The organism is Streptosporangium sp. NPDC050148 (assembly GCF_055586505.1).
Genome location: NZ_JBVJIA010000010.1, coordinates 1 through 22791 on the forward strand (window position 1 = coordinate 1; position 22791 = coordinate 22791).

Annotated in this window: 23 protein-coding genes; 17 read left to right on the plus strand and 6 right to left on the minus strand. The window is 73.8% G+C overall.

Features of this window, described 5'->3' with window-relative positions:
- Positions 1-205: 205 nt before the first annotated feature.
- The 10 genes from ACZ6RT_RS13350 to ACZ6RT_RS13395 all read left to right on the plus strand — a co-directional run bounded on the left by ACZ6RT_RS13350 (position 206) and on the right by ACZ6RT_RS13395 (position 8491).
- Complete coding sequence (locus tag ACZ6RT_RS13350) at positions 206-1081, plus strand: dihydroorotate dehydrogenase electron transfer subunit (RefSeq protein ID WP_399192265.1); 876 nt, start codon at positions 206-208, stop codon at positions 1079-1081.
- Positions 1071-2045 carry a dihydroorotate dehydrogenase gene (locus ACZ6RT_RS13355; RefSeq protein WP_344896620.1) on the plus strand — a complete coding sequence of 325 codons (975 nt, stop codon included), beginning with the start codon at positions 1071-1073 and terminating at the stop codon, positions 2043-2045. Before ACZ6RT_RS13350 ends, ACZ6RT_RS13355 begins: the two co-directional genes overlap by 11 nt.
- Positions 2042-2755 (plus strand): orotidine-5'-phosphate decarboxylase, encoded by a 714-nt coding sequence (pyrF, locus tag ACZ6RT_RS13360; RefSeq protein ID WP_399192263.1) that lies wholly within the window; start codon positions 2042-2044, stop codon positions 2753-2755. Before ACZ6RT_RS13355 ends, pyrF begins: the two co-directional genes overlap by 4 nt.
- Positions 2756-2941: 186 nt before the next feature.
- Positions 2942-3265, plus strand: a complete 324-nt coding sequence (gene mihF, locus ACZ6RT_RS13365; protein ID WP_344896626.1) for an integration host factor, actinobacterial type — start codon at positions 2942-2944, stop codon at positions 3263-3265.
- A 173-nt stretch (positions 3266-3438) separates the two neighbouring features.
- Positions 3439-4029 carry a guanylate kinase gene (gene gmk / locus ACZ6RT_RS13370; protein ID WP_344896818.1) on the plus strand — a complete coding sequence of 197 codons (591 nt, stop codon included), beginning with the start codon at positions 3439-3441 and terminating at the stop codon, positions 4027-4029.
- Between the two features lie 11 nt (positions 4030-4040).
- Positions 4041-4304, plus strand: a complete 264-nt coding sequence (rpoZ, locus tag ACZ6RT_RS13375; RefSeq protein ID WP_344896629.1) for a DNA-directed RNA polymerase subunit omega — start codon at positions 4041-4043, stop codon at positions 4302-4304.
- A 10-nt stretch (positions 4305-4314) separates the two neighbouring features.
- A complete protein-coding gene (gene coaBC / locus ACZ6RT_RS13380) occupies positions 4315-5547 on the plus strand; it encodes a bifunctional phosphopantothenoylcysteine decarboxylase/phosphopantothenate--cysteine ligase CoaBC (protein WP_470153614.1) in 1233 nt (410 codons plus the stop codon).
- Positions 5548-5668: 121 nt separating this feature from the next.
- Positions 5669-6037 carry a hypothetical protein gene (locus ACZ6RT_RS13385; RefSeq protein ID WP_399192259.1) on the plus strand — a complete coding sequence of 123 codons (369 nt, stop codon included), beginning with the start codon at positions 5669-5671 and terminating at the stop codon, positions 6035-6037.
- Positions 6038-6197: 160 nt separating this feature from the next.
- Positions 6198-7385 carry a methionine adenosyltransferase gene (gene metK / locus ACZ6RT_RS13390; RefSeq protein WP_470153616.1) on the plus strand — a complete coding sequence of 396 codons (1188 nt, stop codon included), beginning with the start codon at positions 6198-6200 and terminating at the stop codon, positions 7383-7385.
- Positions 7386-7612: 227 nt separating this feature from the next.
- Positions 7613-8491, plus strand: coding sequence for a MerR family transcriptional regulator (locus ACZ6RT_RS13395; RefSeq protein WP_470153618.1), 879 nt, complete (start codon positions 7613-7615; stop codon positions 8489-8491).
- Here the strand turns inward: ACZ6RT_RS13395 and ACZ6RT_RS13400 are convergent.
- A complete protein-coding gene (locus tag ACZ6RT_RS13400; protein WP_470153620.1) occupies positions 8440-9123 on the minus strand; it encodes a hypothetical protein in 684 nt (227 codons plus the stop codon). The genes ACZ6RT_RS13395 and ACZ6RT_RS13400 overlap by 52 nt on opposite strands.
- 491 nt (positions 9124-9614) lie before the next feature.
- Between ACZ6RT_RS13400 and ACZ6RT_RS13405 the strand changes: the two genes are divergently transcribed.
- The gene (locus tag ACZ6RT_RS13405; protein WP_470153622.1) at positions 9615-9854 is read left to right on the plus strand and encodes a hypothetical protein; all 240 of its coding nucleotides are present in this window, start codon (positions 9615-9617) and stop codon (positions 9852-9854) included.
- 216 nt (positions 9855-10070) lie between these two features.
- On the opposite strand, the gene ACZ6RT_RS13410 is transcribed toward ACZ6RT_RS13405, so the two are convergent.
- From ACZ6RT_RS13410 to ACZ6RT_RS13430, 5 genes are all read right to left on the minus strand, one after another.
- Positions 10071-10619, minus strand: coding sequence for a dihydrofolate reductase family protein (locus tag ACZ6RT_RS13410; RefSeq protein WP_470153624.1), 549 nt, complete (start codon positions 10617-10619; stop codon positions 10071-10073).
- Positions 10616-11254, minus strand: coding sequence for a TetR/AcrR family transcriptional regulator (locus tag ACZ6RT_RS13415; protein WP_470153626.1), 639 nt, complete (start codon positions 11252-11254; stop codon positions 10616-10618). Before ACZ6RT_RS13415 ends, ACZ6RT_RS13410 begins: the two co-directional genes overlap by 4 nt.
- Before the next feature lie 279 nt (positions 11255-11533).
- Entirely contained in the window at positions 11534-12487 is a 954-nt protein-coding gene (locus ACZ6RT_RS13420) for a hypothetical protein (RefSeq protein WP_470153628.1), read from the minus strand.
- The gene (locus ACZ6RT_RS13425) at positions 12484-13335 is read right to left on the minus strand and encodes an ABC transporter ATP-binding protein (protein ID WP_470153629.1); all 852 of its coding nucleotides are present in this window, start codon (positions 13333-13335) and stop codon (positions 12484-12486) included. The genes ACZ6RT_RS13420 and ACZ6RT_RS13425 overlap by 4 nt, the downstream gene beginning before the upstream one ends.
- On the minus strand, positions 13332-13724 hold the full coding sequence (locus ACZ6RT_RS13430; RefSeq protein ID WP_399192246.1) for a GntR family transcriptional regulator: 393 nt from the start codon (positions 13722-13724) through the stop codon (positions 13332-13334). The genes ACZ6RT_RS13425 and ACZ6RT_RS13430 overlap by 4 nt, the downstream gene beginning before the upstream one ends.
- Before the next feature lie 376 nt (positions 13725-14100).
- On the opposite strand from ACZ6RT_RS13430, the gene ACZ6RT_RS13435 reads away from it, so the two are divergent.
- From ACZ6RT_RS13435 to ACZ6RT_RS13460, 6 genes are all read left to right on the plus strand, one after another.
- Complete coding sequence (locus ACZ6RT_RS13435) at positions 14101-16449, plus strand: primosomal protein N' (RefSeq protein ID WP_470153631.1); 2349 nt, start codon at positions 14101-14103, stop codon at positions 16447-16449.
- A 64-nt stretch (positions 16450-16513) separates the two neighbouring features.
- Positions 16514-18154 (plus strand): hypothetical protein, encoded by a 1641-nt coding sequence (locus ACZ6RT_RS13440; protein ID WP_399192242.1) that lies wholly within the window; start codon positions 16514-16516, stop codon positions 18152-18154.
- A gap of 40 nt (positions 18155-18194) precedes the next feature.
- The gene (locus tag ACZ6RT_RS13445; protein ID WP_399192240.1) at positions 18195-19571 is read left to right on the plus strand and encodes a hypothetical protein; all 1377 of its coding nucleotides are present in this window, start codon (positions 18195-18197) and stop codon (positions 19569-19571) included.
- 76 nt (positions 19572-19647) lie between these two features.
- Entirely contained in the window at positions 19648-20196 is a 549-nt protein-coding gene (gene def / locus ACZ6RT_RS13450) for a peptide deformylase (RefSeq protein ID WP_344896674.1), read from the plus strand.
- Between the two features lie 5 nt (positions 20197-20201).
- On the plus strand, positions 20202-21131 hold the full coding sequence (fmt, locus tag ACZ6RT_RS13455) for a methionyl-tRNA formyltransferase (RefSeq protein WP_470153633.1): 930 nt from the start codon (positions 20202-20204) through the stop codon (positions 21129-21131).
- Positions 21132-21136: 5 nt separating this feature from the next.
- Positions 21137-22765, plus strand: a complete 1629-nt coding sequence (locus tag ACZ6RT_RS13460; RefSeq protein WP_470153635.1) for an RsmB/NOP family class I SAM-dependent RNA methyltransferase — start codon at positions 21137-21139, stop codon at positions 22763-22765.
- Positions 22766-22791 lie beyond the last annotated feature (26 nt).

Below are 22791 nucleotides of genomic sequence, written 5' to 3' on the forward strand. Positions count from 1 at the left end.
GGCTACGAGATCCGCACCGCCGCGGTCCTGCGCGCGATTCCCTGCATCACCACCGTCCAGGGCCTGGCCGCAGCCGTCCAAGGCATCCAGGCGATCGTCCGGGGCGACATCGGCGTGCGGTCCCTGCAGGAGCACGCAAGGCGGCTGAGAGGCGACTGAGGAGCGGTCGGGAGGTTCGTAAACGGCGCCGGTGCCGTAGTCGGAGGTGAGGGAGACGCCTGTTACTCCGGTACAGGTGACGGGCACGGTGCTGACGACGCGCCGCGTCGACGCCTACCATGCGCTGACGGTGGTGGCGCCGGGCATCGCCGAGCGCTTCCGTCCCGGCCACTTCGTCGGGGTGGCCGTCGGCGGGCCGCAGACGTCGATGCTGACGCGCCGGGCCTTCTCCGTCCACGACGTCAAGCCCGACTACGGCGGCACGGTCGAGTTCGTCTTCGCGGTGCGCGGGCCCGGCACGGCCTGGCTGGCCGAGCGCCGCGCCCGCGACCCGCTGGACCTGGTGGGCCCGCTCGGCCGCCCGTTCCCGCTGCCCCGCGACCCGGTGACGTGCGTGCTGGTCGGCGCCGAGCACGGGTCGGCGACGCTGTTCACGGTGGCCGACGCCCTGCAGGGGCGCGGCTGCCGCGTCGACTTCGTCCTGGGCGGCGACTCCGCCGACCGGGTCTTCGGCGCCCTGCGCGCCCGCAGGATGGGGGAGACCACCACGCTGACCACCGAGGACGGCTCCCTGGGCATGCGCGGCCGGGTGACCGACGTGCTGCCCGGCGTGATCGCCGACGTGCGGGCCGACGCGGTCTACGCGTGCGGCCCGCTGGAGATGCTGCGCGGCGTCACCGCGGTGGCCGTCGAGTTCGACATCCCGGTCCAGGTGGCCGTGGAGGAGCGGATGGCGTGCGGGATCGGGGTGTGCATGACGTGCGTGCTCCCGGTCATCGGGGACGACGGTGTAACCCGGATGGTGCGCTCGTGCGTCGAAGGACCGGTCTTCCGGGGCGAGCGCGTCCGCTTCGACGACGTCGGGACCATCCCGTTCGACGCGCTGGGAGCACCCGGTGGGGGAACGCGGAATGTCGGTTGACATGCGGACGTACCTGGGGCACGTGGAGCTGGCCAACCCGGTCACCACGGCCGCGGGGTGCGCCGCGTCCGGTTCGGAGCTGGCCCAGTTCTTCGACCTCGCCCGGATCGGCGCGCTGACCACGCGGTCGATCACCATGGCCCCCAGGGCGGGCCGTCCGACCCCCAGGATGGCCGAGACGCCCTCGGGCATGCTCAACGCGGTCGGGCTGCAGGGGCCGGGTGTGGACGCCTTCCTGGAGCGCGAGCTGCCCTGGCTGGCCCAGCGGGGCGTGCGGACCGTGGTCTCCATCGGCGGCGGCACCGTGGCCGAGTACACTGCGCTGGCCCGCAGGCTCACCGACGCCCCCGGCGTCACCGCCGTCGAGGTCAACCTGTCCTGCCCCAACATCGAGGACCGCGGCCGGGTCTTCGCCCGCGACGGGGCGGCCAGCGCCGAGGTGATCGCCTCGGTGCGCTCGGTGATGCGCTACGACGTGCCCGTGGTGGCCAAGCTCTCCCCGGACGTGATGGACATCGTCAGCATCGCCCGCGCGTGCGTGGACGGCGGCGCGGACGCCCTCTCGATGATCAACAACCCGCTCGGCATGAGCATCGACACCGAGGCCATGCGGCCCTCGCTCGCGGCCGTCACCGGGGGCCTGTCCGGGCCGGCGATCCGGCCGCTGGCCGTACGCTGCGTCTGGCAGGTCCACGCGGCCCTGCCCAGCGTGCCCGTCATCGGCATGGGCGGCGTGCTGACCGGCAGGGACGCCTTCGAGCTCATCCTGGCGGGGGCCTGTGTCGTCGCCGTGGGCACGGCGCTGTTCCACGACCCCTACGCCTGCCTGCGCATCCTGCGCGAGCTGGAGGAGCTCCTGGCGGCCCGCGGGTTCCACCGGCTGGCCGACGCGGTCGGGCTGGCCCACCGCCCGCCGGGGGCGCCCACCCGGCACCGTACAGATCTTGAGGAGAGTTCCCTGTGACGCCCGCACCCATCGCCGTCGCCCTGGACGCGCCCGATCTCGAGACCGCGGCACGCTGGGCGAGCCTGGTGACCCCGCACGTCACCACCGTCAAGGTCGGGCTGGAGCTGTACCTGCGGTACGGCCCCGACGTGATCGCCTCGGTCCGTGGCGCCAGCGGGGTCAGGGTCTTCCTCGACCTGAAGCTGCACGACATCCCCAACACCGTCGCGGGCGCCGCCAGGGCCGTGGCGCGGCTCAAGCCGGCCATCCTGACCGTCCACGCGGGCGGGGGACCGGCGATGATCCGGGCGGCGGTGGAGGCCATGCCGCACACCCAGATCGCCGCGGTCACCCTGCTCACCTCGCTCTCGGAGGCCGACCTGGACCAGATGGGCGTCAGCGGCCCGCCCGAGGACGCCGTACGGCGCCTGTCGGCCCTGGCGGTCGGCGCGGGGGCACAGGCCCTGGTCTGCTCACCGCGCGAGGTCGCCGCGGTACGCGCCGAGGTCGGCCCGGACATCACGCTGATCACTCCCGGGGTCCGGCCCGCCGGGGCCGCGAGCCAGGACCAGGCGAGGGTGGCCACCCCCGAGCAGGCGTTCGCCGACGGGGCCGATCTGCTCGTGATCGGCCGTCCGATCACCGGCTCCGCCGACCCCGGCGCGACCGCCGCGGGCATCGCCGCGGCGCTGCGGAGGACGTCCGCGGCCACCGGACGCCACCACTGACCGGATCCCCGGAAAACTCGGCCCTGAGCGTAGTTTCGTCCACACAGCGCGAGATCGCGGGTACGGAAAGTCACGAAGGAGATTTTCTCGGGGGATAAAGTGGCCTTGACGTTGCTTGGAGCGCCATGACCAGCTAGTTTCCCTTCCCGTCCGAGTACATCGACAGGAAATTCGAGGTGACCCGGCGTGGCTCTTCCTCCCCTTACCCCTGAGCAGCGCGCCGCAGCCCTAGAGAAGGCTGCCAAGGCACGCAAAGAGCGTGCCGAGGTGAAGAACCGCCTGAAGCACGGGGCGGTCTCTCTGGCTGAGGTGCTCAAAGACGGGCAGGCCGACGACGTCATCGGCAAGATGAAGGTTTCGGCTCTCCTGGAGTCGCTCCCCGGCGTGGGCAAGGTCCGCGCCAAGCAGCTCATGGAGCGGCTCGGCATCGCAGAGTCCCGCCGCGTGCGGGGCCTGGGTACGAACCAGCGGGCCTCGCTCGAGCGTGAGTTCGGCGGGGCCGAGAGCTAGTCTCGGTTCATACGACCACGCAGCCCCGCACGGGGACGCATCACGGGGGGTTTGGAGTGACCGGAACGTCGTGGTCCGACAGGAGTCGGGCTCCGGAGGCAACCGCCGAGGGCGGTGCCGGTCGCTCCACGTCCCCGGCCGGGAGTCCGAGGGGGGCCGCAGCCCTCACCGGCCTGCCGGAGGGCAGACGTCTGACGGTCCTGTCGGGGCCGTCGGGCGTCGGCAAGTCCACGGTCGTCGCCGAGCTTCGGCGGGCACACCCCGAGGTGTGGCTGTCGGTCTCGGTGACCACCAGGAAGCCCCGCCCGGGGGAGACCCACGGCGTGGAGTACTTCTTCGCCGACGACGAGGAGTTCGACCGCCTCGCCGCCTCGGGGGAGCTGCTGGAGTGGGCCGAGTTCGCCGGCAACCGCTACGGGACGCCGCGCGGCCCGGTGCTGGACAAGCTCGCCGCCGGGGTCCCCACCCTGCTGGAGATCGACCTCCAGGGCGCCCGGCAGGTCCGCGCGACCATGCCGGAGGCGCTGCTGGTCTTCCTGGCCCCGCCGAGCTGGGCGGAGCTGGAGAAGCGGCTGCGCGGCCGGGGCACCGAGCCCGAGGACGTCATCGCCCGCCGGCTGGCGGCCGGCCGGATCGAGATGGCGGCCGAGCAGGAGTTCGACGTGACGCTCGTCAACACGTCCGTCCGGGACGTGTGCCATCGGCTGATAGCCTTGTTGGCTGATGCTCCCGAGGGTTCACGCCTCGGACGTTCACCTAGCTAGGGGAAATCCACGTGGCAAGCAGCGCCGCCTACTCCGAAGGCATCACCAACCCGTCGATCGACGCCCTGCTCGACATCGTCGACAGCAAGTACAGTCTCGTGATCTTCGGCTCCAAGCGGGCGCGTCAGATCAACGCCTACTACTCCCAGCTCGGCGAGGGCCTGCTGGAGTACGTCGGCCCGCTCGTCGAGACCCACGCGCAGGAGAAGCCGCTCTCCATCGCGCTGCGCGAGGTCAGCGAGGGCCTGCTCACCTCCGAGCCGATCGAGGGCTGACCCCCTTCCGATGCCGACCCCCGACCAGGACGGCCTGCCCGCGGTGCCGAGGGTCGTCCTCGGCGTGAGCGCGGGCATCGCCGCCTACAAGGCGTGCGAGCTGCTGCGCCTGTTCACCGAGTCCGGCCACGACGTGCGGGTCGTTCCCACCAGGGAGGCGCTCCGCTTCGTCGGCGAGCCCACCTGGGCCGCGCTGTCCGGCAACCCGGTCACCGTCGACGTGTGGGAGTCCGTGCACGAGGTTCCGCACGTCCGCATCGGGCAGGGCGCCGACCTGGTGGTCGTCGCTCCGGCCACCGCCGACGTGCTCGCCAAGGCCGCCCACGGGCTGGCCGGCGACCTGCTGACCAACACCCTGCTCACCGCGCGCTGCCCGGTGGTGTTCGCCCCGGCGATGCACACCGAGATGTGGGAGCACCCCGCCACCCGGGCCAACGTGGCCACGCTCCGCGAGCGCGGCTCGATCGTCCTGGACCCCGCCGTGGGCCGGCTGACCGGCGCCGACAGCGGCCGGGGCCGGCTGCCAGACCCGAAGGAGATCTTCGAGGTCTGCCGGCGCGTCCTGGGCGGGCGCCCCGCCGACCTGGCCGGCCGCCGCGTGGTGATCTCCGCCGGGGGGACCCGCGAGGCGATCGACCCGGTCCGCTTCATCGGCAACCGCTCCTCGGGGCTGCAGGGATACGCCCTGGCCCGTACGGCCCTCGCCCGCGGCGCCGAGGTCATCCTGGTGGCCGCCAACGTCGCCCTGCCCGACCCGGCCGGGGCCGAGGTGGTCCGGGTCGAGTCGGCCCTGGAGCTGCGCGCCGCCGTGCTGGAGGCGGTGGAGGGCGCCGACGTCGTGGTCATGGCCGCGGCCGTCGCCGACTTCCGGCCCGCGGCCCGGAGCGGATCGAAGATCAAGAAGACCGCGGGCGACCCCGACGCCATCCATCTGGTGAAAAATCCGGACATCCTGGCGGAGCTGGGGGAGCGGCGCCGCGAGGGTCTCAAGCCGTCCCCGGCGGTGATCGCGGGGTTCGCGGCCGAGACCGACGACGTCCTCGCCAACGGGCGCGCCAAGCTGGCCCGCAAGGGCTGCGACCTGCTCGTCGTCAACCAGGTCGGCGAGAACCTCGCCTTCGGCACCCCCGACAACGCGGCCGTGGTCCTGTCCGCCGACGGCGGGCGGACCGACATCCCGCGCGGTCCCAAGGAGGCCCTGGCCGACACGGTCTGGGACCTCGTCGTCGCCCGCCTGGGCTGACGGGTCCCGCCCGCACGCCCTCCCGCCGGTCCGCCCTCCGCGCCCCCTTGCCCCGGCGCAGCCGCCGACGGATACTTCCTCCGAGACGACCTGCAACATCGCAGTCGGAGGGGTCTCGATCATGCCGGTCACCGCCGCGGTCAGAGCCCGATGCCGCGCTCTGCTCCCCCCGGGGGAGGAGATCCACTACGTCCTGCCGGCGCTCTCCGCGGGCCCGCCGGGCATGGCGACCTTCCTCATCGTGATCACCGATCGCGCCATCTGCGTGCTGTCCACCAAGTTCTTCGACCGTGACGCGCCGACCTCGGTCTACGCCACCCACGCGCGGCGTACCCGGCTGGGGCCGCCGGAGTTCTCCGCGGGCACTGCCATCGAGCTCGGCGGGATGGTGTTCGAGATCGACGAGGAGTACGCCGCCGTGATCTCCGCCGCCGACGCCGAGATCTTCGCCCCCGAGACGCTGCCCCCCGACCCGTTGCCCGATCTATGACATCTCGGATTTTCCGGGCGGGCGAAATTTCCGGCGACACGATCCGGGACGGCTTCGCGACGTCGACACGGGTGCGGTTAGACTTCGCGAAGCGCTACTGGTGTCGTGCCGACGCCAGAGCCCCCAGACGCCAGCAGCCGCTGCATGAGGAGCCACTGACTTGTCCCGTCGTCTTTTCACCTCCGAGTCGGTCACAGAGGGCCACCCCGACAAGATCGCCGACCAGATCAGCGACGCGATCCTCGACGCCATGCTCAAGGGCGATCCCAAGAGCCGGGTCGCCGTCGAGACGATGATCACCACCGGTCAGGTTCACGTCGCCGGAGAGGTGACGACGGAGACCTACGTCGACATCCCCGGTCTCATCCGGGAGAAGATCCTCGAGATCGGCTACGACGCCTCGCACAAGGGCTTCGACGGCGCCTCCTGCGGCGTGTCGGTCTCCATCGGCGCGCAGTCGCCCGACATCGCCCAGGGCGTCGACGACGCCTACGAGAACCGCGAGGGCGAGGCCGACGACGAGCTCGACCGCCAGGGCGCGGGCGACCAGGGTCTGATGTTCGGCTACGCCTGCCGCGAGACCCCCGAGCTGATGCCGCTGCCGATCCAGCTCGCGCACCGCCTGGCCGAGCGCCTGTCGCAGGTCCGCAAGGACGGCACGGTCCCCTACCTGCGTCCCGACGGCAAGACCCAGGTCACCGTGGAGTACGACGGCGACCGGCCGGTCCGGCTGGACACCGTGGTCGTCTCCACCCAGCACGCGGCCGAGATCGACCTCAAGGAGATGCTCGCCCCCGACATCAAGGAGCACGTGGTCGACCCGGTCCTGGCCGGCCTGGAGCTCGACACCGAGGGCTACCGCCTGCTGGTCAACCCGACCGGCCGCTTCGAGATCGGCGGCCCCATGGGCGACGCCGGCCTGACCGGCCGCAAGATCATCGTCGACACCTACGGCGGCATGTCCCGCCACGGCGGCGGCGCCTTCTCCGGCAAGGACCCGTCCAAGGTCGACCGCTCGGCCGCCTACGCCATGCGCTGGGTCGCCAAGAACATCGTGGCCGCCGGCCTGGCCGACCGCGCCGAGGTCCAGGTCGCGTACGCCATCGGCAAGGCTCACCCGGTCGGCGTGTTCGTCGAGACCTTCGGCACCGAGAAGATCGAGATCGACAAGATCCAGGAAGCCGTGCTGAAGGTCTTCGACCTGCGCCCGGCCGCGATCATCCGTGACCTCGACCTGCTCCGCCCGATCTACTCGGGCACCTCCGCCTACGGTCACTTCGGCCGGGAGGGCTTCTCCTGGGAGTCCACCGACCGCGCCGACTCCCTGCGCGCCGCCGCCGGTCTCTGACCCGCGCCGTGTTCCACGACGGCCCCCGTGAACCTCCCACGGGGGCCGTCGCACGTCAGGCTCCCGCTGGAGCGCGGGTTTCGCCGGGGCGCGAGTCCTGCCGGGTCGCGGGTTCCGCCGGGGGCGCGGGTTCCGCGGACCCGCGGGTCTCGTCGGGCCGCGGGTCCAGCCGGGTTCCCGGGGGCGGCGTTTGACCCTCCTGCTGGAGGAGGTCGGATGCTGGATCCATGTTGAGCATCGGTGAGTTCGCGAACCTGACGGGTTTGAGCGTGAAGGCGCTGCACCACTACGACGAGAAGGGTGTCCTCGTCCCGGCCGAGGTCGACGACGGGTCACGCTACCGGCGCTACTCCGAGTCGCAGGTCCGTGCCGGGGCGACCGTCCGGGTCCTCCGTGACGCGGGCGTCCCCCTTCCCCGGATCGCGGACGCGCTGCGCGACGGCGACGTCGCGGGCACGCTCGCACGTCATCGCGAGGAGGTCCTGTCGCGACGGGCGGCGGAGGACGCCGCGCACACCGCGGCCGAGCTGGCCGTCACCGCCTATGCCGCCCCGGTGGACGTGACGAGGAGACGGGCCGCGGCGCAGCCGTACGTCGCGCGGGTTCTCCTGGTCGGTGTCGCCGACGACACCGACGCCGGCAACGAGCTCGCGAACGAGCTGTTCGGCGAGCTGTTCACGGCGTTGCACCGCGACGGCCTGGGCCCGGCGGGGCCGTTCTGGACGACGATCCAGGAGGGCCCAGGGCCCGAGACGGTGCGCCTGCTGTGCTGCTGGCCCACGCGGGAGCCGGTGCCGGAGGGCTGGGGCGGAGAGGGCGTCGTCACCGGGGAGCTGCCCGCGCGTACCGAGCTGGTGGCCTCGTGGCGTCCGGCCGGGAACGCGACCGTGCCGGAGGGGGTGGTGCACCCGGCCGTCGTGGGGCTGTTCGAGGCCGTCGCCGGGCTGGGCGTCGACCTGCGCGACGCGGAGATCCGCCAGCGCGTCGTCGGCACCGGCACCGGCACCGAAACCGACCCCGGGCAGGTAGCCGGTGAGGAGGCCGGTGAGGCCGGTCACGACGAGGACGACGTCACCGTCGAGGTCGCCGTCACCATCGGATCCTGACCGGCGCGTACCCCCGGCGGGGGTGAACGCGGGGCGGGGGCCGCTCTCAGGGGCGTGCCGTCGTGCCCCCGCGACCCGTAGCCGGTGCCCGTTCCGGCGCGGTGTCGGTCCACTGGCCGCCGAAGGTCATCCGCCTGCCCGGTGGTCATCGCCCCGGCCAGGTCCCTCAGCCCGTGGCCGTCGAGGTCGGCGGCACCGGCGGGGTAGGCGCCGCGCCGGGCGACGAAGGCCCACAGCACGTAGTCCCGGAGGCCCGCGGTCAGGGAGTCCGGGTCGGGCCCGAGGCCGCCGAGATCCGTCTTCGGGGTGGCGGGCCCGGTATCCCGCCCGGCGGGATCCCCGCCCGCGGCACCTGGTGGGTCGCCGGGCCCGGCCGGCGGGAGGGGGGCGCCCGCCGGACCCGCCGGGCCTTTCGGGTCTGACGGGCCGGTCCGGCCCGCCGGTGGGACGGCGCCACCGGTCATCACGCTCTCCTCCACGAACACGAGCCTGCGCAGCAGGTGGGTGTGGAAGCCGAAACCGGGTCCCGGGTGACCGGAGGTGGCGAGGAACACCTCCCACAGCGGACGCGGCAGGCAGCGGTGCAGCGCGCGGGCACCGGCCTGGTTCAGATGGATGCGGTACCCCTGCACCCAGTCGGCGGCCTCGCGCTCGCGCTCGTAGACCTGGACGTTCCGGACGTCCCCTCGGCGGCCTGGACGAGGCCGTCGTTCTCCGTGGTCGCCGAGGTGTTCGCTCCCTGCCGGACACCGTGGAACTCGGATGAAGTGGGCCGATACGAAAGAGGAGATCTGTGGTGCGTCCTTTTCCGCGCGCATCGGTTCAGCGGTGCTCGTCACCCTGTGGGCACTGATTCTGGAAGCGCCGCCCGTCGCCTTTCTGCCGCCTCGAACTCGTTGCGGATCAGAATGGTCGTTCGGGATGTCTTTGATGAGGTGAGGCGTCCGGCTGGAGGCCGGGTGTTCTGGAGAACCCTGGCGTGATCTTGCCGTCGTGTCACTCGGGAGGGGAGCCGTTCGGCGAACGACTCGGCCCCAGCCGCGGTGACCCCGGTAGAGCGGAGCCGGAACTGCGTCATGCGAGGGCTCCTGAGCTTGTCATCGACCCCTGGAGCCCGGAATTCGTGGCATCGCTGCCGAGGCGGTTCGAAGAGGTGATCGGGAAAACCGCCGACGCCAAGCTGCGGACGGCTCGGTTGCTCGCGATGCATGAGGGTGACGAGGCCGAAGCGCGGCGCCTGGGTTCGACCGGGGTGGATACGTACAAGGCTCTGCTGCGCATCGGTCACCTGTACCGCCAAGCGGATCCGAACCGGGTGGCCAAAGATCACGAGACCGCGCTGGAGCACCTCCGGCGACGGTGAGGCGGGTGCGCCGGTCAGCCGCCTTGAGGGGATGCCGGCGCGGTCCACGTACAAGATCGCGTCCGTGACGGAGCGCGGGGCATGTCCGCGGGGGCACGATGCTGACGGCGCTCGCCCTGGCGCGCCTCGGAGGCGTCGGCCCGCGCCGTGCCGGTGCTCCATCGGGTCGTGGCGCGGGTGGATCCGCGACCTCGTGATCTCGCCTCCGGGCAGGCCCTACCCCCCGTTCTCCACGGTGTAGGTGGTCTGGACGAAACCGGCGTCGTGGACCGTGGTGGAGCGGTGGACGAGGGGGATGTCCGCCTCCAGGGGGCCGAAGAGGGGCAGGCCGCTCCCGATCAGCACCGGGGCCGTGGTGACGGTCAGCTCGTTCACCAGCCCGGCGCGCAGGAACGAACGCACGACCTGGCCCCCGTCCGCGTAGACGCTCTTGGTGCCGCGCTCGGTCAGGGCCCGTACCAGCCCGTCGAGGTCGCGGTGGACGGTGACGCGGGGGTCGGCGCCCTCCTCCAGGCGGGTGCTGAGCACCGCCACGTGCATGCCGTCGTACGGCCAGTGCCCGGCACCGAAGGCGAGGGCGGTCTCGTAGGTGACGCGGCCCATCACGACGGTGTCGATCCCGGCGATGAACTCCCGGTAGCCCATGCCGCCGGCCTGTTCCCCCCGGCCGGTGAGCCAGCCGATGTCGCCGTCGGGGCGGGCGATGAACCCGTCCAGGCTGGTGCCGATGAACACCGAGACGGTGAACGGTGGCAGGGATGTCATGGTGTGGACCTCCTCGGTGGGTCGTCGGTGTGGTCGAGGGCGTCGAGGCCGTCGGGCCGGTGGACGCGCAGCAGATGGTCGATGTCGGTGTGCAGGGCGTGGACGAGGTCGCCCTCGCCGGTCAGGGCCCACAGGATGAGCGTGCCGTTGTAGGCGACCTGGACCGCACGGGCCAGCCGTACGGGATCGGCGTCGCCGGTCAGCCCGCCGGTGGCGACGGCCTCGGTGAGCAGGCCGGTGATCTCCTCCCGCATCCGGCGGGCCTGGGTGACGGCGTGCGCGCGGAACTCCGGATCGGTCAGGTCCAGCTGCAGGAACGCCAGGCCGTTGGCCGCCTCCTCGGGCGTCCGCATGGTCGAGGCCAGCTCGGTCAGGGCCTCCTGCAAGGCCGGCAGGGGAGCGTCGTGCCGCTGCCGTGCCCGCCGGAAGACCTCGCCCGTGCCGGAGGCGGACCATTCGGCGAAGGCCAGCAGCAGGCCGCGCTTGGACCCGAACCGCTGCACGAGCGCGGCCGGGGAGAGCCCGGCCTCGGCGGCGACGGCGGCCAGGGTCAGGCCCGCCGGGCCGTGACCGCCGATCGCCCGCCCCGCGGCCCGCAGGATCGCCTCGTCGCTGGTGGTGCGAGGCCGTGCCATGGCCCTCCTCCGGTCGGGTCCTCGTCCGTTCGTGAATGAGCATTCACGAACCCCGTCGTGAGGAGGCTACCGCTTCGGGAAGAGTTTGTAAAAGAACGTTCATTTACTAACGGACCCGGGACGCTCGTCCCTGTTCTGGGGCGTGCACAGGAGCCTCGCCCTGCCCTCGCCGGATCGTGCGGGGAGCCGGCCTTCGAGCGGGAGCGTGCGGGCGAGGCTCACCTGAGCCGCGGCGTCCGGGGGAGCCTCACCCCTTGCGGCGGAGTGTGCGGGTGAGGCTCACCCCTTGCGCCGGAGCGTGCGGTGGACGGTCACGCCGGTGAGGACCAGCGACCCGGCGGTCAGGAGGGCGGCCTCTGTCCACTGGAAGCGCCAGAACCGCGACGGCGGGTGGTGGTAGAGCGCGTAGCGGTAGCCCTTGCCGAACAGGCACCGTTCGTGGGCCTCCTGGTTCCGGCTGCTGCGACCGGCGTCCGGCGGGCGGAGACAGACCCCGGCCGGGGGAGCGGCCAGTTCCCTCCCTGAGGGGTCGACCCAGGCGCCGCTCACCAGCCGCGCGTCGGGGTCCGGCGGGACGGTGGTGCCCGACAGCACGGTCCGCACCGGCTCGGCGTAGTGCTCGCTCAGGCCGAACAGGGTGAACGTCGTCACGGAGACCACGGCCACCACCAGCGCCATCGCGGGCAGCGTGCGCCGCAGCAGCGCCCCGGCCGCCGTGCCCGCCGTGAAGGCGTACAGCCACCACGCCGCAGGGGCGACGCCCACCATGTTGAAGACGCCGACGTTGCCGAAGACGTCCTGCCGGAAGACCGGCCGCCACAGGCTGATCATCAACGACGTCAGCAGCCCGGCGACGACCACCAGGGTGCCGAGCACGGCGAGCTTGACGGTCAGCCAGCGGCGCACGGAGACCGACTGGGTCCAGGCCAGCCGGTACGTGCCGCGCTCGTACTCACGGCCCAGCAGCGGCGCGCCCCAGAACGCGCCGATCAGCGCGGGGGCGACGATCGGCATCCAGCCGAAGATCGAGTACACGGTGTCGTGGCGTTCGCCGAGGGCTCTGGCCAGGTCCCAGCACGTGGCGGCCGTTCCCGGGCAGCCGGGTGGCGCGTGCTCGGAGATGTGGAGCCCGGCCTCCACCGCCGAGCCCAGCAGGAGCAGGCCGAGCGCGGCGAGCAGCGCGCCGGTGACGAGGATCTGCGCCCGGTGCTGGCGCCAGGTCGTCCAGATCACGCCCTCACCTCCGCGGGAGCGGGGAGCGCGGCCGCGTCGGGGCTGCGCAGGTAGGCCATCACCAGCTCCTCCAGGTCGGCGGGACGGGCGCTCCAGCGCGGGTCGAGCACGGACGCGCCCCGCACCAGCAGCCGGGTCCGCGTGCCGGTGCGGCTCGCCTCGACCACCCGGCTCCCGGCCGGTGGGGTGCCGGCCCCGGCCGGTCCGGTCAGCACCAGGTGGTCGGCGAGCAGGTCGTCGATGTCCCCGCTGACCTGCACCCGGCCGCCGTTGATCACGATGAGCCAGTCACAGGTGTCGCGCAGGTCGGCGACGACGTGGGAGGAGAGCAGGACCGTCAGCGGCTGCTCGGCGACCGCGGTCATCAGGACGCGCATGACGTCGTGCCGGGCCAGCGGGTCGAGGTTGGCCAGCGGCTCGTCCAGGACCAGCAGACCCGGACGCCGGGCCAGCGCGACGGTGAGCGCGACCTGTGCCTGCTGCCCGCCCGAGAGCCCGGAGACCCTGCGCTCCAGCGGGACGCCCAGCCCCTCCAGGCGGGCGACGGCGTAGGCGTCGTCCCAGGTGGGGTTGAGCCTGCGTCCGAAGGCGAGCATCTCGGCGACCGTGAAGGCGTCGTACAGCGGCTTGTCCTGGGCCATGAAGGCCACCTGGCCCGCGACGGAGATCGTCCCGGCGTCCGGGGCCAGCAGCCCGACGACCGCGTGCATCAGCGTGGTCTTGCCCGCCCCGTTGGGACCCAGCAGGGCCGCGACCCGGCCCGGCGGGACGGCCAGCGAGCAGTCGCGCAGCGCCCAGGTGCGGCGGTAGCGGACCCCCAGGCCGGTCGTTCGCAGTGCGTCGGTCACGCTATGCCCTCCCGGAGGCGGCCGGCCAGCGCCGTGGCGAACAGCGCCTCCATGTCGTCACGGTCGAGACCGGCCGCGTGCGCCCGCCCCACCCATTCCTCCAGGTCCCGGTGCAGGGCGGCGTGGTCGGCCAGCCGGGCGCCGCCGATCGAGCGCTGGACGAAGGTGCCCTGCCCCGGCCTGCCCGTCACCAGCCCCTCGCGCTCCAGCTCGCGGTAGGCCTTGAGCACGGTGTTGGGATTGATCGTCAGCGCCTCGACGACCTCCCGCGCGGTGGGCAGCCGGTCGCCGGGCCGCAGCGTGCCCAGCCGGAGGGCCTGTTTGACCTGGTGGACGAGCTGGAGGTACGTCGACACCCCCGATCCGCGGTCCAGATGGAATTCGATCACACAAACCACCTTTTCACTATATGAATAGTTGAATGGTGTTGGAGGCGATCTTCTTTGTCAACACGTCCGGGTCCCGCCGGCCGCGGTCCGGGCCGGCACCGGCCGGGACCCTCCGGAGGTCGCGGGCCGGGACCGCGGGGGTTCCGGGACCTCCGGGATCCCCGGGCGGCGCGCCGGACGTGGGGTGCCCTCCCGTCCCCGTCGTGGTCCCACCCGTTCCCCCGTCGTCCCGTCCCCGTTCTCAGGCGAGGAGGGCGGGGCGTGCGACGTGACCTGACCGGCGCGGCCGGAGACTAGGATTCGGGATCGTCCCGCGTTCCCCTCTCCACCCGAAGGACCCGCAGGTGCCCCACCCCGAAGGACCGGCAGGCGCTCGGTGACCTACGCCGGCCCGACAGCGGACGACGGCGCGTTGCTGCCGCTCGACGCCGTACGCGAGCGCCCGGCGGTCGCAGTCCCGGTGGGCGGCGCGGGCCTGCTGGAGCTCGACGCGGCCCGTGCGACCCGGGGCGTGCCGGAGCTGGCCGCGGCCTCGCCGGTCGCGCGGGTCCTCGTGGACACGCCGCTGCCGCACCTCGACCGGCCGTTCGACTACCTCGTCCCGGCGCCGCTGGACGCCACCGCGGTGCCGGGCTGCCGGGTCCGGGTCCGGTTCGCCGGCAAGCTGGTCGACGGCTTCCTGCTGGAACGCGCGGAGACCACCGACCACCAGGGCAAGCTGGCCCGCCTGGAGAGGGTCGTCTCGGCCGAGCAGGTGCTCACCCCGGAGATCGCCGCGCTGGCCCGCGCGGTGGCCGACCGCTACGCCGGGACCATGGCCGACGTGCTGCGCCTGGCCGTCCCGCCCCGGCACGCCAGGGTGGAGGCCGAAGATCACGACACGCCCGGGACGCATCCCGGGCCGAAAATCACACCGGGATCCGGTCCGGACTCCGGGGCGGATCCGGCACGAGCTCCCGGACCGTCCCCGGACCCCGCCCCGGGCGAGCGTCCCGGCCCCACGCCGGTGAACCCCGACCCGGGCCCTGCTCCGGGATCGGCATCGGGAGCGACCTCGGACTCGGTCCCGGACTCGGTCCGGGGCGCGTCCGGCGTGGACGGGGTCACCGGCCGGGCCGAGGCCCCCACCGGCGCGCCCGCCCTCCCGGAGGAGGCCGGACCCGGGCCGTGGGCCGACTACCGGGAGGGGGAGGCGTTCCTGGCGGCGCTGGCCCGGGGGGACTCGCCCCGGGCAGTGTGGACCGCCCTGCCCGGGACCACCGAGCACGGCCCGCAGTGGCCGGAGGCGGTCGCGGTGGCCGTACGGGAGGTCCTGCGAGGGGGCAGGGGGGCCCTGGTGGTCCTTCCCGACGGGAAGGACGTCACCCTGGCCGACGCCGCGCTGAGCGCGGCCCTGGGGCCCGGCGCGCACGTGGCGCTGACGGCCGACCTCGGGCCCGCCGAGCGCTACCGCCGGTGGCTGCGCGCGCTCAGGGGCCGGGTACGGGTCGTCGTGGGCACCAGGGGGGCGGCGTTCGCCCCGGTCGCCGACCTGGGGCTGGCGGTCGTCTGGGACGACGGCGACGACCTGCACTCCGAGCGGCTCGCCCCGTACCCGCACGCCAGGGAGGTCCTGGCGCTGCGCGCGCACCAGGCGCGCGCCGGCCTGCTCATCGGGGGTCACGCCCGCACGGCGGAGGCCACCCGGCTCATCGCGGCCGGCTGGGCCGGGCCCGTCGTCGCGGCGCGCGCCACGGTCCGGGCCAGGGCGCCCAAGGTCCGGCCGGCCGGGGAGGACGCGGAGCTGGCCAGGGACGAGGCCGCCAGGGCCGCCCGGCTGCCCAGCCTGGCCTGGCGGACCCTGCGCGCCGGGCTGGAGACGGGTCCGGTGCTGGTGCAGGTCCCCCGGCGGGGGTACCTGCCCGCGCTGGCCTGCCAGAGCTGCCGGGCGCCCGCGCGCTGCGGGCACTGCGGCGGGCCGTTCGCGCTGCGCGCCGGTCACGTGTCGCCCTACTGCCGCTGGTGCGGCCGGATCGCGGCGGACTGGCGCTGCCCCTCCTGCGGCGGGGGCCGGGTGCGGGCCCAGGTGGTCGGTGCCCGCCGCACCGCCGAGGAGCTGGGCCGGGCCTTCCCCTCGGTGCCGGTGAAGACCTCCGGCAGGGACGGGGTGCTCGCCACGGTCGGGCCGGGCCGGGCCCTGGTGGTGGCCACGCCCGGGGCCGAGCCGGTGCCCCGGGGCGGGTACGCCGCGGCGGTGCTGCTGGACGGCTGGGCGCTGCTGGGCCGTCCCGACCTGCGGGCCGCCGAGGAGACGCTGCGGCGGTGGATGAACGCGGCGGCGCTGCTGCGGCCCTCGGCCGAGCTGGTCGTGCTCGCCGACTCCTCGCTGCCCTCGGTGCAGGCGCTGCTGCGCTGGGACCCGGTCACCCACGCCGAGCGGGAACTGGCCGACAGGACAGAACTCGGTTTCCCCCCCGCGGTGAAAATGGCGACGCTCACCGGATCCCCCGGGGCGGTCAGGGAAATGCTCGGGGAGATCACCCTGCCCCCCGAGGCCCAGGTGCTCGGCCCCGTCCCCGTGACCTCCTCCAGAGGCGATCACGTGCGGGAACGCGCCATGGTGCGGATCGCGCCGGACCTCGGACCGGCGCTCGCGGCGGCCCTGAAAGGGGCCGTCGGGGTGCGCTCCGCGCGCAAGGCTCCGGAGGTGGTCAAGGTATGCATTGACCCCCTCGACGTGATTTGAGGTTTTTCCCCGATTCGCGGTGCTGGCAGTAAGCCGTTAATTTTCCCCTGTGTCGATCGAATGGGTGAATCGGGCCGTAGACGACCTGCGCGCGTGGGGGCGTGCGCACGGCCTCGACGTTGACGTGGACGAGGTGCGGCTGCTCTGCGACTACGCCAGCGACTATCTGGACGTGAACGAGCTGGGTGACTTCACGCCCGTCGCCTTCGAGGAACTGCTGCTCAACATCTACCCGCGCAAGGTCATCGCCCCTCCGGAGAGCGCCGCCGAGACGGTCGCCGCCGCCCGTACCCTGGTCGACTTCCTGCTCGCCACCGAGGAGATCGGCGGCAAGATGGCCGTCCGGATGCGCGCCGTGCTCGACCGGATCGAACCCGAGATGCCCATCGCCCTCGCCGACACCTCCCGGTTCGGCATGGCCAAGAGCCTGTTCAGCGCGATGGGCGCCGACTCCCTGGAACAGGACGCGGTCCTGTCGGTCTCGGCGGTGCAGGAGGAGCCCGCCGTAGAGCACTGCGAGTGCCCCGGCTGCTCGCCGCTGCCCCCGGTACGGCTGGCGCCCCACGAGACCCTCGCCGCGAGCGTGCCGCGGGTGCCGCTGCTGACCGACGCGCGCAGGCTGGTGCAGTGGATGCTCGCCGGGGGCCGCACCCCGACCGTCAAGGGGCGCCTGCGGGTCCGCGACGCCGCCGAGGCGGCCGCCCAGCTCGCCGTGGCCGACCCGGGCCTGCTGTGGGACCTGGCGGTGCACACCGGACTGGTCGAGGTCGAGGGCACCACGATCTTCGAGGGCGAGGACCTCGACCCGCTCGAGGTCTGGGCCGCGACCGTGGAGTTCGTCGTGGACAGGGACACCGGCGGCGCGGTGACCGGCCACGTCTCGCTCGACGAGGAGCTCTACGGCCTGTGCGACATGCTCTACCGCCTCCAGGCGCCCGTGCCGGTCCCGCTGGTCGGCGACTACCTGGAGGAGATCGGCCTGGCCGAGGAGGGCGAGGGCGAGATCGACGTCCCCGAGGCCGTACGGCGGCTGGCCTACTGCGGGATCGCCGAGCCCGGCACCGAGACCCTGCGGCTCACCCCGCTGGCCCTGTGGGGGCTGCGCGAGCTCTACACCGACCTGGGCATCGAGGCGCCCGAGGCGGCCGACCTGAGCGCCGCCGACGCGCCCGAGCTCATCGAGGGACTGCTGTCGGGGATGCCCGCCGAGGCGGCCGAGGCCGACATCGAGGGCTGGCTGGGAGGCAGGACCCCGGCGCGGGCCGCCACCGAGCTGCTGGGCTCGGTCTCCGGCGCGCCCGCGGCCGCCAGGGGCGTCGCGGTGACGATCGTCGACCGTCTCGGCCCCGAGGCCGAGGAGGCCGTACGCGCCTTCCTGGAGGACTCCGAGCTGCGCCCGCACGCCATCCACTGGCTGACCGCGCGCGGCCTGTCCGCGCCCGCCCTGACCCAGCAGGAGGCGCTGTGGATGAGCGTGGACATGCTGGCCCTGGCGATGCCCGCGGCCGAGGAGGACCCCGAGACGTTCGCCGAGAACATGTCGGCCTCCGGCCCCGCCTCGCAGGTGATCGAGGAGATGTGGCGGGTCGACCACCCCGACGTCGTCGACGTCCTTGAGCTGCTCGGACGCTCGCTGAGGGACCGCGACACGGCCAAGGCGGCCCGCAAGGCGGCGTTCAAGGCACGTTCCCGCGCCATCGGCTGAGCCGTGTATGCGTGAGGCGCGAGTGCAGTAAGTTTCACGGGTGGCAAAGAGCGGGAACAGTGGGAACGTCTTCGACATCGGCGAGCTCCGCAGGCTGGTCGACGAGCTGGGAGCGGCGCCCCGCGAGCTGCGGGCGGCCGTCCTGGAGGAGTCCGTCACCGCTCCACGCTGCGACTGCGCCGCGCGCGGCGACGCGCTGAGCTTCCCGCCGGTCGACCTGGCCCCGGACGCCGAGCTGGCCGAGGCCGTGCTCCGGGTGCCGCTGGTGGTCGACGCCCGGCGGGTGGCCGCGTGGACCGGCGCCCGCGCGGTGACCCCCGAGGGCCTGCTGCCCGACCCGTTCGCGCCGTGCGAGGAGCTCGGCCTGCCGGGCCCGGCGCGGCTGCACCTGCTCTGGGTGGTCGCGGTCAACACCGGCATGCTCCGCATCGCCCGCGGCCGGGTCGTGCCCGGCCCGCTGACGCTCTCGCCGGACCTGCCGCCCGGGACGCTGCTGGAGTTCTGGGACGGCGTGGTCATGGACGTCCTGGACCGTGCCGACGACGACCTGACCGGCTCCGAGCTGATCGACGACCACCTGGCCGAGATGCTCGCCACGCTGTACGCGGTGCGCGAGGGCCTGTCGGCCGCGACCCTGGTCAAGGGCATCCTGCAGTCCCACCAGGTGGCCTGCGGGGCCCGGCCGGCCCAGATGCGCGGGCTGGCCGCCGCGCTCCCGGCCCAGCTGGAGTCGGCGCTGGAGCTGCTGGCCTACTGCGGGCTGGTCGAGACGTCCCGGGCCGGGTGGCCCCGGCTGACCCCGCTCGGCATGTGGGCCGTGCGCCAGGACCTGATGCGGGAGGGCCACGACGCGCCGACGGGCGCCGAGGCCGCGGTCTTCGCCGACCTCGGCGCGGCCGAGCTGGTCGAGGCGATCATGAAGGGGGCCGCCGCCCCCAGCGCCGTCACCGTCTGGCTGGAGTCGCGCCACCCCGAGGCCGCCGCCCGCGAGCTCGTCAAGGTCGCCGCCTCGGGCACGGCCGGGCGACGCGGAGCGGTCGGCACGATCCTGGAGGAGCTCGGCCCCGAGGCCGAGGCCCCGCTGCGGGAGGCGCTGTCGGAGCCCGCCATGTGGCGCTACGCCGCCTCCTGGCTGCACATCCGGGACCTGCCCGCGCCCGCGCTCACGCCCGCCGACAACACCTGGCTGGCCGTCGACTCGCTCGCCTCGCTGCTGGAGAACGGCGACGCCTCCGAGGCGATCTGCGAGTTCGACGCGCTCGAACCCGGCGAGGACCTGCTGCGCGTGGTCGAGGAGATGGCCCTGGTGGACCACCCCGACACGATCGCCGTCCTGGACCTGCTGGGCTCCCGGCACACCGACGCCGCGGTGGCCAAGTCCGCCCGCAAGGCCGCCATGAAGGCCCGCTCCCGCTGACCCGGCCAGGTGGCCCGGGCAGGGCGGCCGTCGCCCTTAGACTGGGGTGATCCCCTGAAGCGTGAGGAGACCCCTGTTGGCCATCCAGCCGATCCGCCTCTTCGGCGACCCGGTGCTGCGCACTCCGGCCGAGCCGGTCAAGGACTTCGACAAGGAACTGCGCAAGCTCGTCAAGGACCTCACCGACACGATGATGGACGCCCCCGGGGCCGGGCTAGCGGCACCGCAGATCGGGGTCGGCCTGCGGGTCTTCACCTACTACGTGGACGACCAGCTCGGGCACCTGATCAACCCCGACCTGAACCTGTCGGACGAGTGCGACGAGGAGGGCGAGGAGGGCTGCCTGTCCTTCCCGGGCCTGTCCTTTCCCACCCCCCGCGCGATCCGGGCCGTGGCGACCGGTTTCGACATGCACGGTGAGCCGGTGACCCTGGAGGGCACCGACCTGATGGCCCGCTGCTTCCAGCACGAGACCGACCACCTGGACGGCGTGCTCTTCATCGACCGGATGGACGCGGCGCAGCGCAAGCTCGCCATGAAGGCGATCCGCGAGGCTCCCTGGAGCGGCCTGTCGGCCCCCGCGTTCAAGTTCTCCCCGCACCCCACCCAAGGGAAGGCTCTGTAGGAACCTTGCGTTTGGTCTTCGCCGGAACCCCGGACACCGCACTGCCCGCGCTGCGGGCCCTGATCGACTCGCCGCGCCACGACGTCGTCGCCGTCGTCACCCGTCCGGACGCCCAGGCGGGCCGGGGACGCAGGGTGCACCCGAGCCCCGTCGCCGAGCTCGCCGGGCAGGCGGGCATCGAGGTGCTCAAGCCGCCCAAGGCGGGCGACCCCGCCTTCCTGGAGCGGCTCCGCGAGCTCGCCCCCGACTGCTGCCCGGTGGTCGCCTACGGCGCGCTGCTGCCCCAGTCGGCCCTGGACGTCCCCGCGCACGGCTGGGTCAACCTGCACTTCTCGCTGCTGCCCGCCTGGCGCGGCGCGGCACCGGTGCAGCACGCCGTGCTGCACGGCGACGCCATCACCGGCGCGACCACCTTCCGGATCGTCAAGGAGCTGGACGCGGGCCCGGTCTACGGCGTCCTCACCGAGGAGATCCGCCCCGCCGACACCGCGGGCGGGCTGCTGGCCAGGCTCGCCGAGTCCGGCGCGGGACTGCTGGCGGCCACCCTCGACGGGATCGAGGACGGCAAGCTGGAGGCCGTACCGCAGCCCGCCGAGGGGGTGAGCCTCGCCCCGAAGATCAACGTGGAGGACGCCAGGGTGGACTGGTCGGCGCCCGCCATGCGGGTCGACCGTCTCGTCCGGGCCTGCACCCCCACGCCGGGCGCGTGGACGGAGTTCCGCGACCTGCGGATCAAGCTCGGCCCGGTACGGCCGGTTCCCGACGCGCCGGGCCTGGAGCCCGGCCGGATCGCGGCGTCCAAGAACTCCGTGCTGGTCGGCACCGCGACCTACCCGGTCGAGCTGGGCGAGGTGCAGCCGCAGGGCAAGCGCCCGATGGGGGCGGGGGAGTGGGCCCGCGGCGTGCGGCTCACCGACGAGGATCGGCTGGCCTGAAGATCATGAGCAGTGGTGGCAACGGCCGTGACGCGCCACGCGGTCACGGCCAGGGCGGCGATCGGCGCCGGACCCGGCGCCCCGGACAGGGACAGGCGCAGGGCCAGGGTCAAGGGCAGGGCCAGGGCCAGGGCCAGGGCCAGGGTCGCGGCAGGGATGGCGGCAGGGGTGGCAGACCGCCCAGGCCGGTCCGCGACGAGGCGCGCAACACCGCCTACGACCTGATGCGCGCCGTCGACGAGCGGGACGCGTACGCGAACCTGCTGATGCCCGCGCTGCTGCGCGAGCGCCGCCTGTCCGGGCGCGACGCGGGCCTGGCCACCGAGCTGGCCTACGGCACCCTGCGCGGCCTGGGCACCTACGACGAGATCATCGCGGCCTGCAGCGACCGGGCGCCGGAGCAGGTGGACCCGCCGCTGCTCGACGCCGTCCGCCTGGGGGTGCACCAGCTCCTGCGCACCCGGGTGCCCCCGCACGCCGCCGTCGGCACCACCGTCGACCTGGTCCGGCTGCGGGTCGGCATCGGCGCCTCCAAGTACGCCAACGCCGTGCTGCGCAAGGTCTCCACCCGCTCCCTGGAGCAGTGGATCCCGATCGTGGCCCCCGATCCCGCCGACGACCCGGTCGGCCATCTGGCGGTCGCCCACAGCCATCCCCGGTGGATCGTGGACGCGCTGCGCGACGCCGTGGGCGGCGACTTCGACGAGACGGCCGCCCTGCTCGCCGCGGACAACGAGCGTCCCCGGGTGACGCTGGTCTCCCGACCGGGCCGTTCCTCGACCGAGGAGCTGCTCGCCGCGGGTGCCGAGCCCGCCCGCTACTCCCGCTACGCCGCCTACCTGCCCGAGGGCGATCCCGGGTCGATCCTCGCGGTGGCCGAGTCGCGCGCCGCCGTGCAGGACGAGGCCAGCCAGCTCGTCGCGCTGGCCCTGACCCGGGTCCCGGTGCGCGGTGCCGACTCCCGCTGGCTCGACCTGTGCGCGGGGCCCGGCGGCAAGGCCGGGCTGCTCGACGCCCTCGCGTCCGACGGCGACGAGGCGGGCCTGCCGGCGACCTCCCCCGATCCGGGGGCGGACGGCGGCACAGACGGCACAGGTGGCACAGACGGCACGGGCGGCGACGGGCCGGTGGCCTTCGGCGGCGGGGCGCACCTGCTGGCCAACGAGCTGCAGTACCACCGGGCGCGGCTGGTACGCCAGACGACCCGGCGGGCCGCGGTCGTCACCGCGGACGGGACCCGGCCCGCCTGGCGGCCCGGGGTCTTCGACCGGGTCATGCTGGACGCCCCCTGCACCGGCCTGGGCGCGCTGCGCCGGCGCCCCGAGGCCCGCTGGCGCCGCGATCCGCGGAGCCTGCCCGAGCTGACCGCGCTCCAGCGCGGCCTGCTGACCTCCGCGCTGGAGGCCGTCCGCCCCGGTGGCGTCGTGGCGTACGTGACGTGCTCGCCGCACCTGGCCGAGACCGTCGCAGTGGTCGGCGACGTGCTGCGCCGCCGCGACGACGTGGAGGCGTTGGACGCCCGCGCGTACCTTCCCGAGGTCACCGAGGGGCTGGGCGAGGGGCCGTACGCGCGGTTCTGGCCGCACCGGCACGGCACCGACGCGATGTTCCTCGCCCTGCTGCGCCGTCACTGAGCCGTCGCCGAGCCGTCGTGCGCCGT

What these genes read in the sequence shown, in the direction of transcription:
- ACZ6RT_RS13410 (WP_470153624.1), bottom strand. Translation starts at nt 10,619, where the DNA reads ATGACATCCCTGCCACCGTTCACCGTCTCGGTGTTCATCGGCACCAGC.
- ACZ6RT_RS13355 (WP_344896620.1), top strand. Translation starts at nt 1,071, where the DNA reads ATGTCGGTTGACATGCGGACGTACCTGGGGCACGTGGAGCTGGCCAAC.
- ACZ6RT_RS13395 (WP_470153618.1), top strand. Translation starts at nt 7,613, where the DNA reads ATGTTGAGCATCGGTGAGTTCGCGAACCTGACGGGTTTGAGCGTGAAG.
- ACZ6RT_RS13460 (WP_470153635.1), top strand. Translation starts at nt 21,137, where the DNA reads ATGAGCAGTGGTGGCAACGGCCGTGACGCGCCACGCGGTCACGGCCAG.
- coaBC (WP_470153614.1), top strand. Translation starts at nt 4,315, where the DNA reads ATGCCGACCCCCGACCAGGACGGCCTGCCCGCGGTGCCGAGGGTCGTC.
- ACZ6RT_RS13385 (WP_399192259.1), top strand. Translation starts at nt 5,669, where the DNA reads ATGCCGGTCACCGCCGCGGTCAGAGCCCGATGCCGCGCTCTGCTCCCC.
- ACZ6RT_RS13415 (WP_470153626.1), bottom strand. Translation starts at nt 11,254, where the DNA reads ATGGCACGGCCTCGCACCACCAGCGACGAGGCGATCCTGCGGGCCGCG.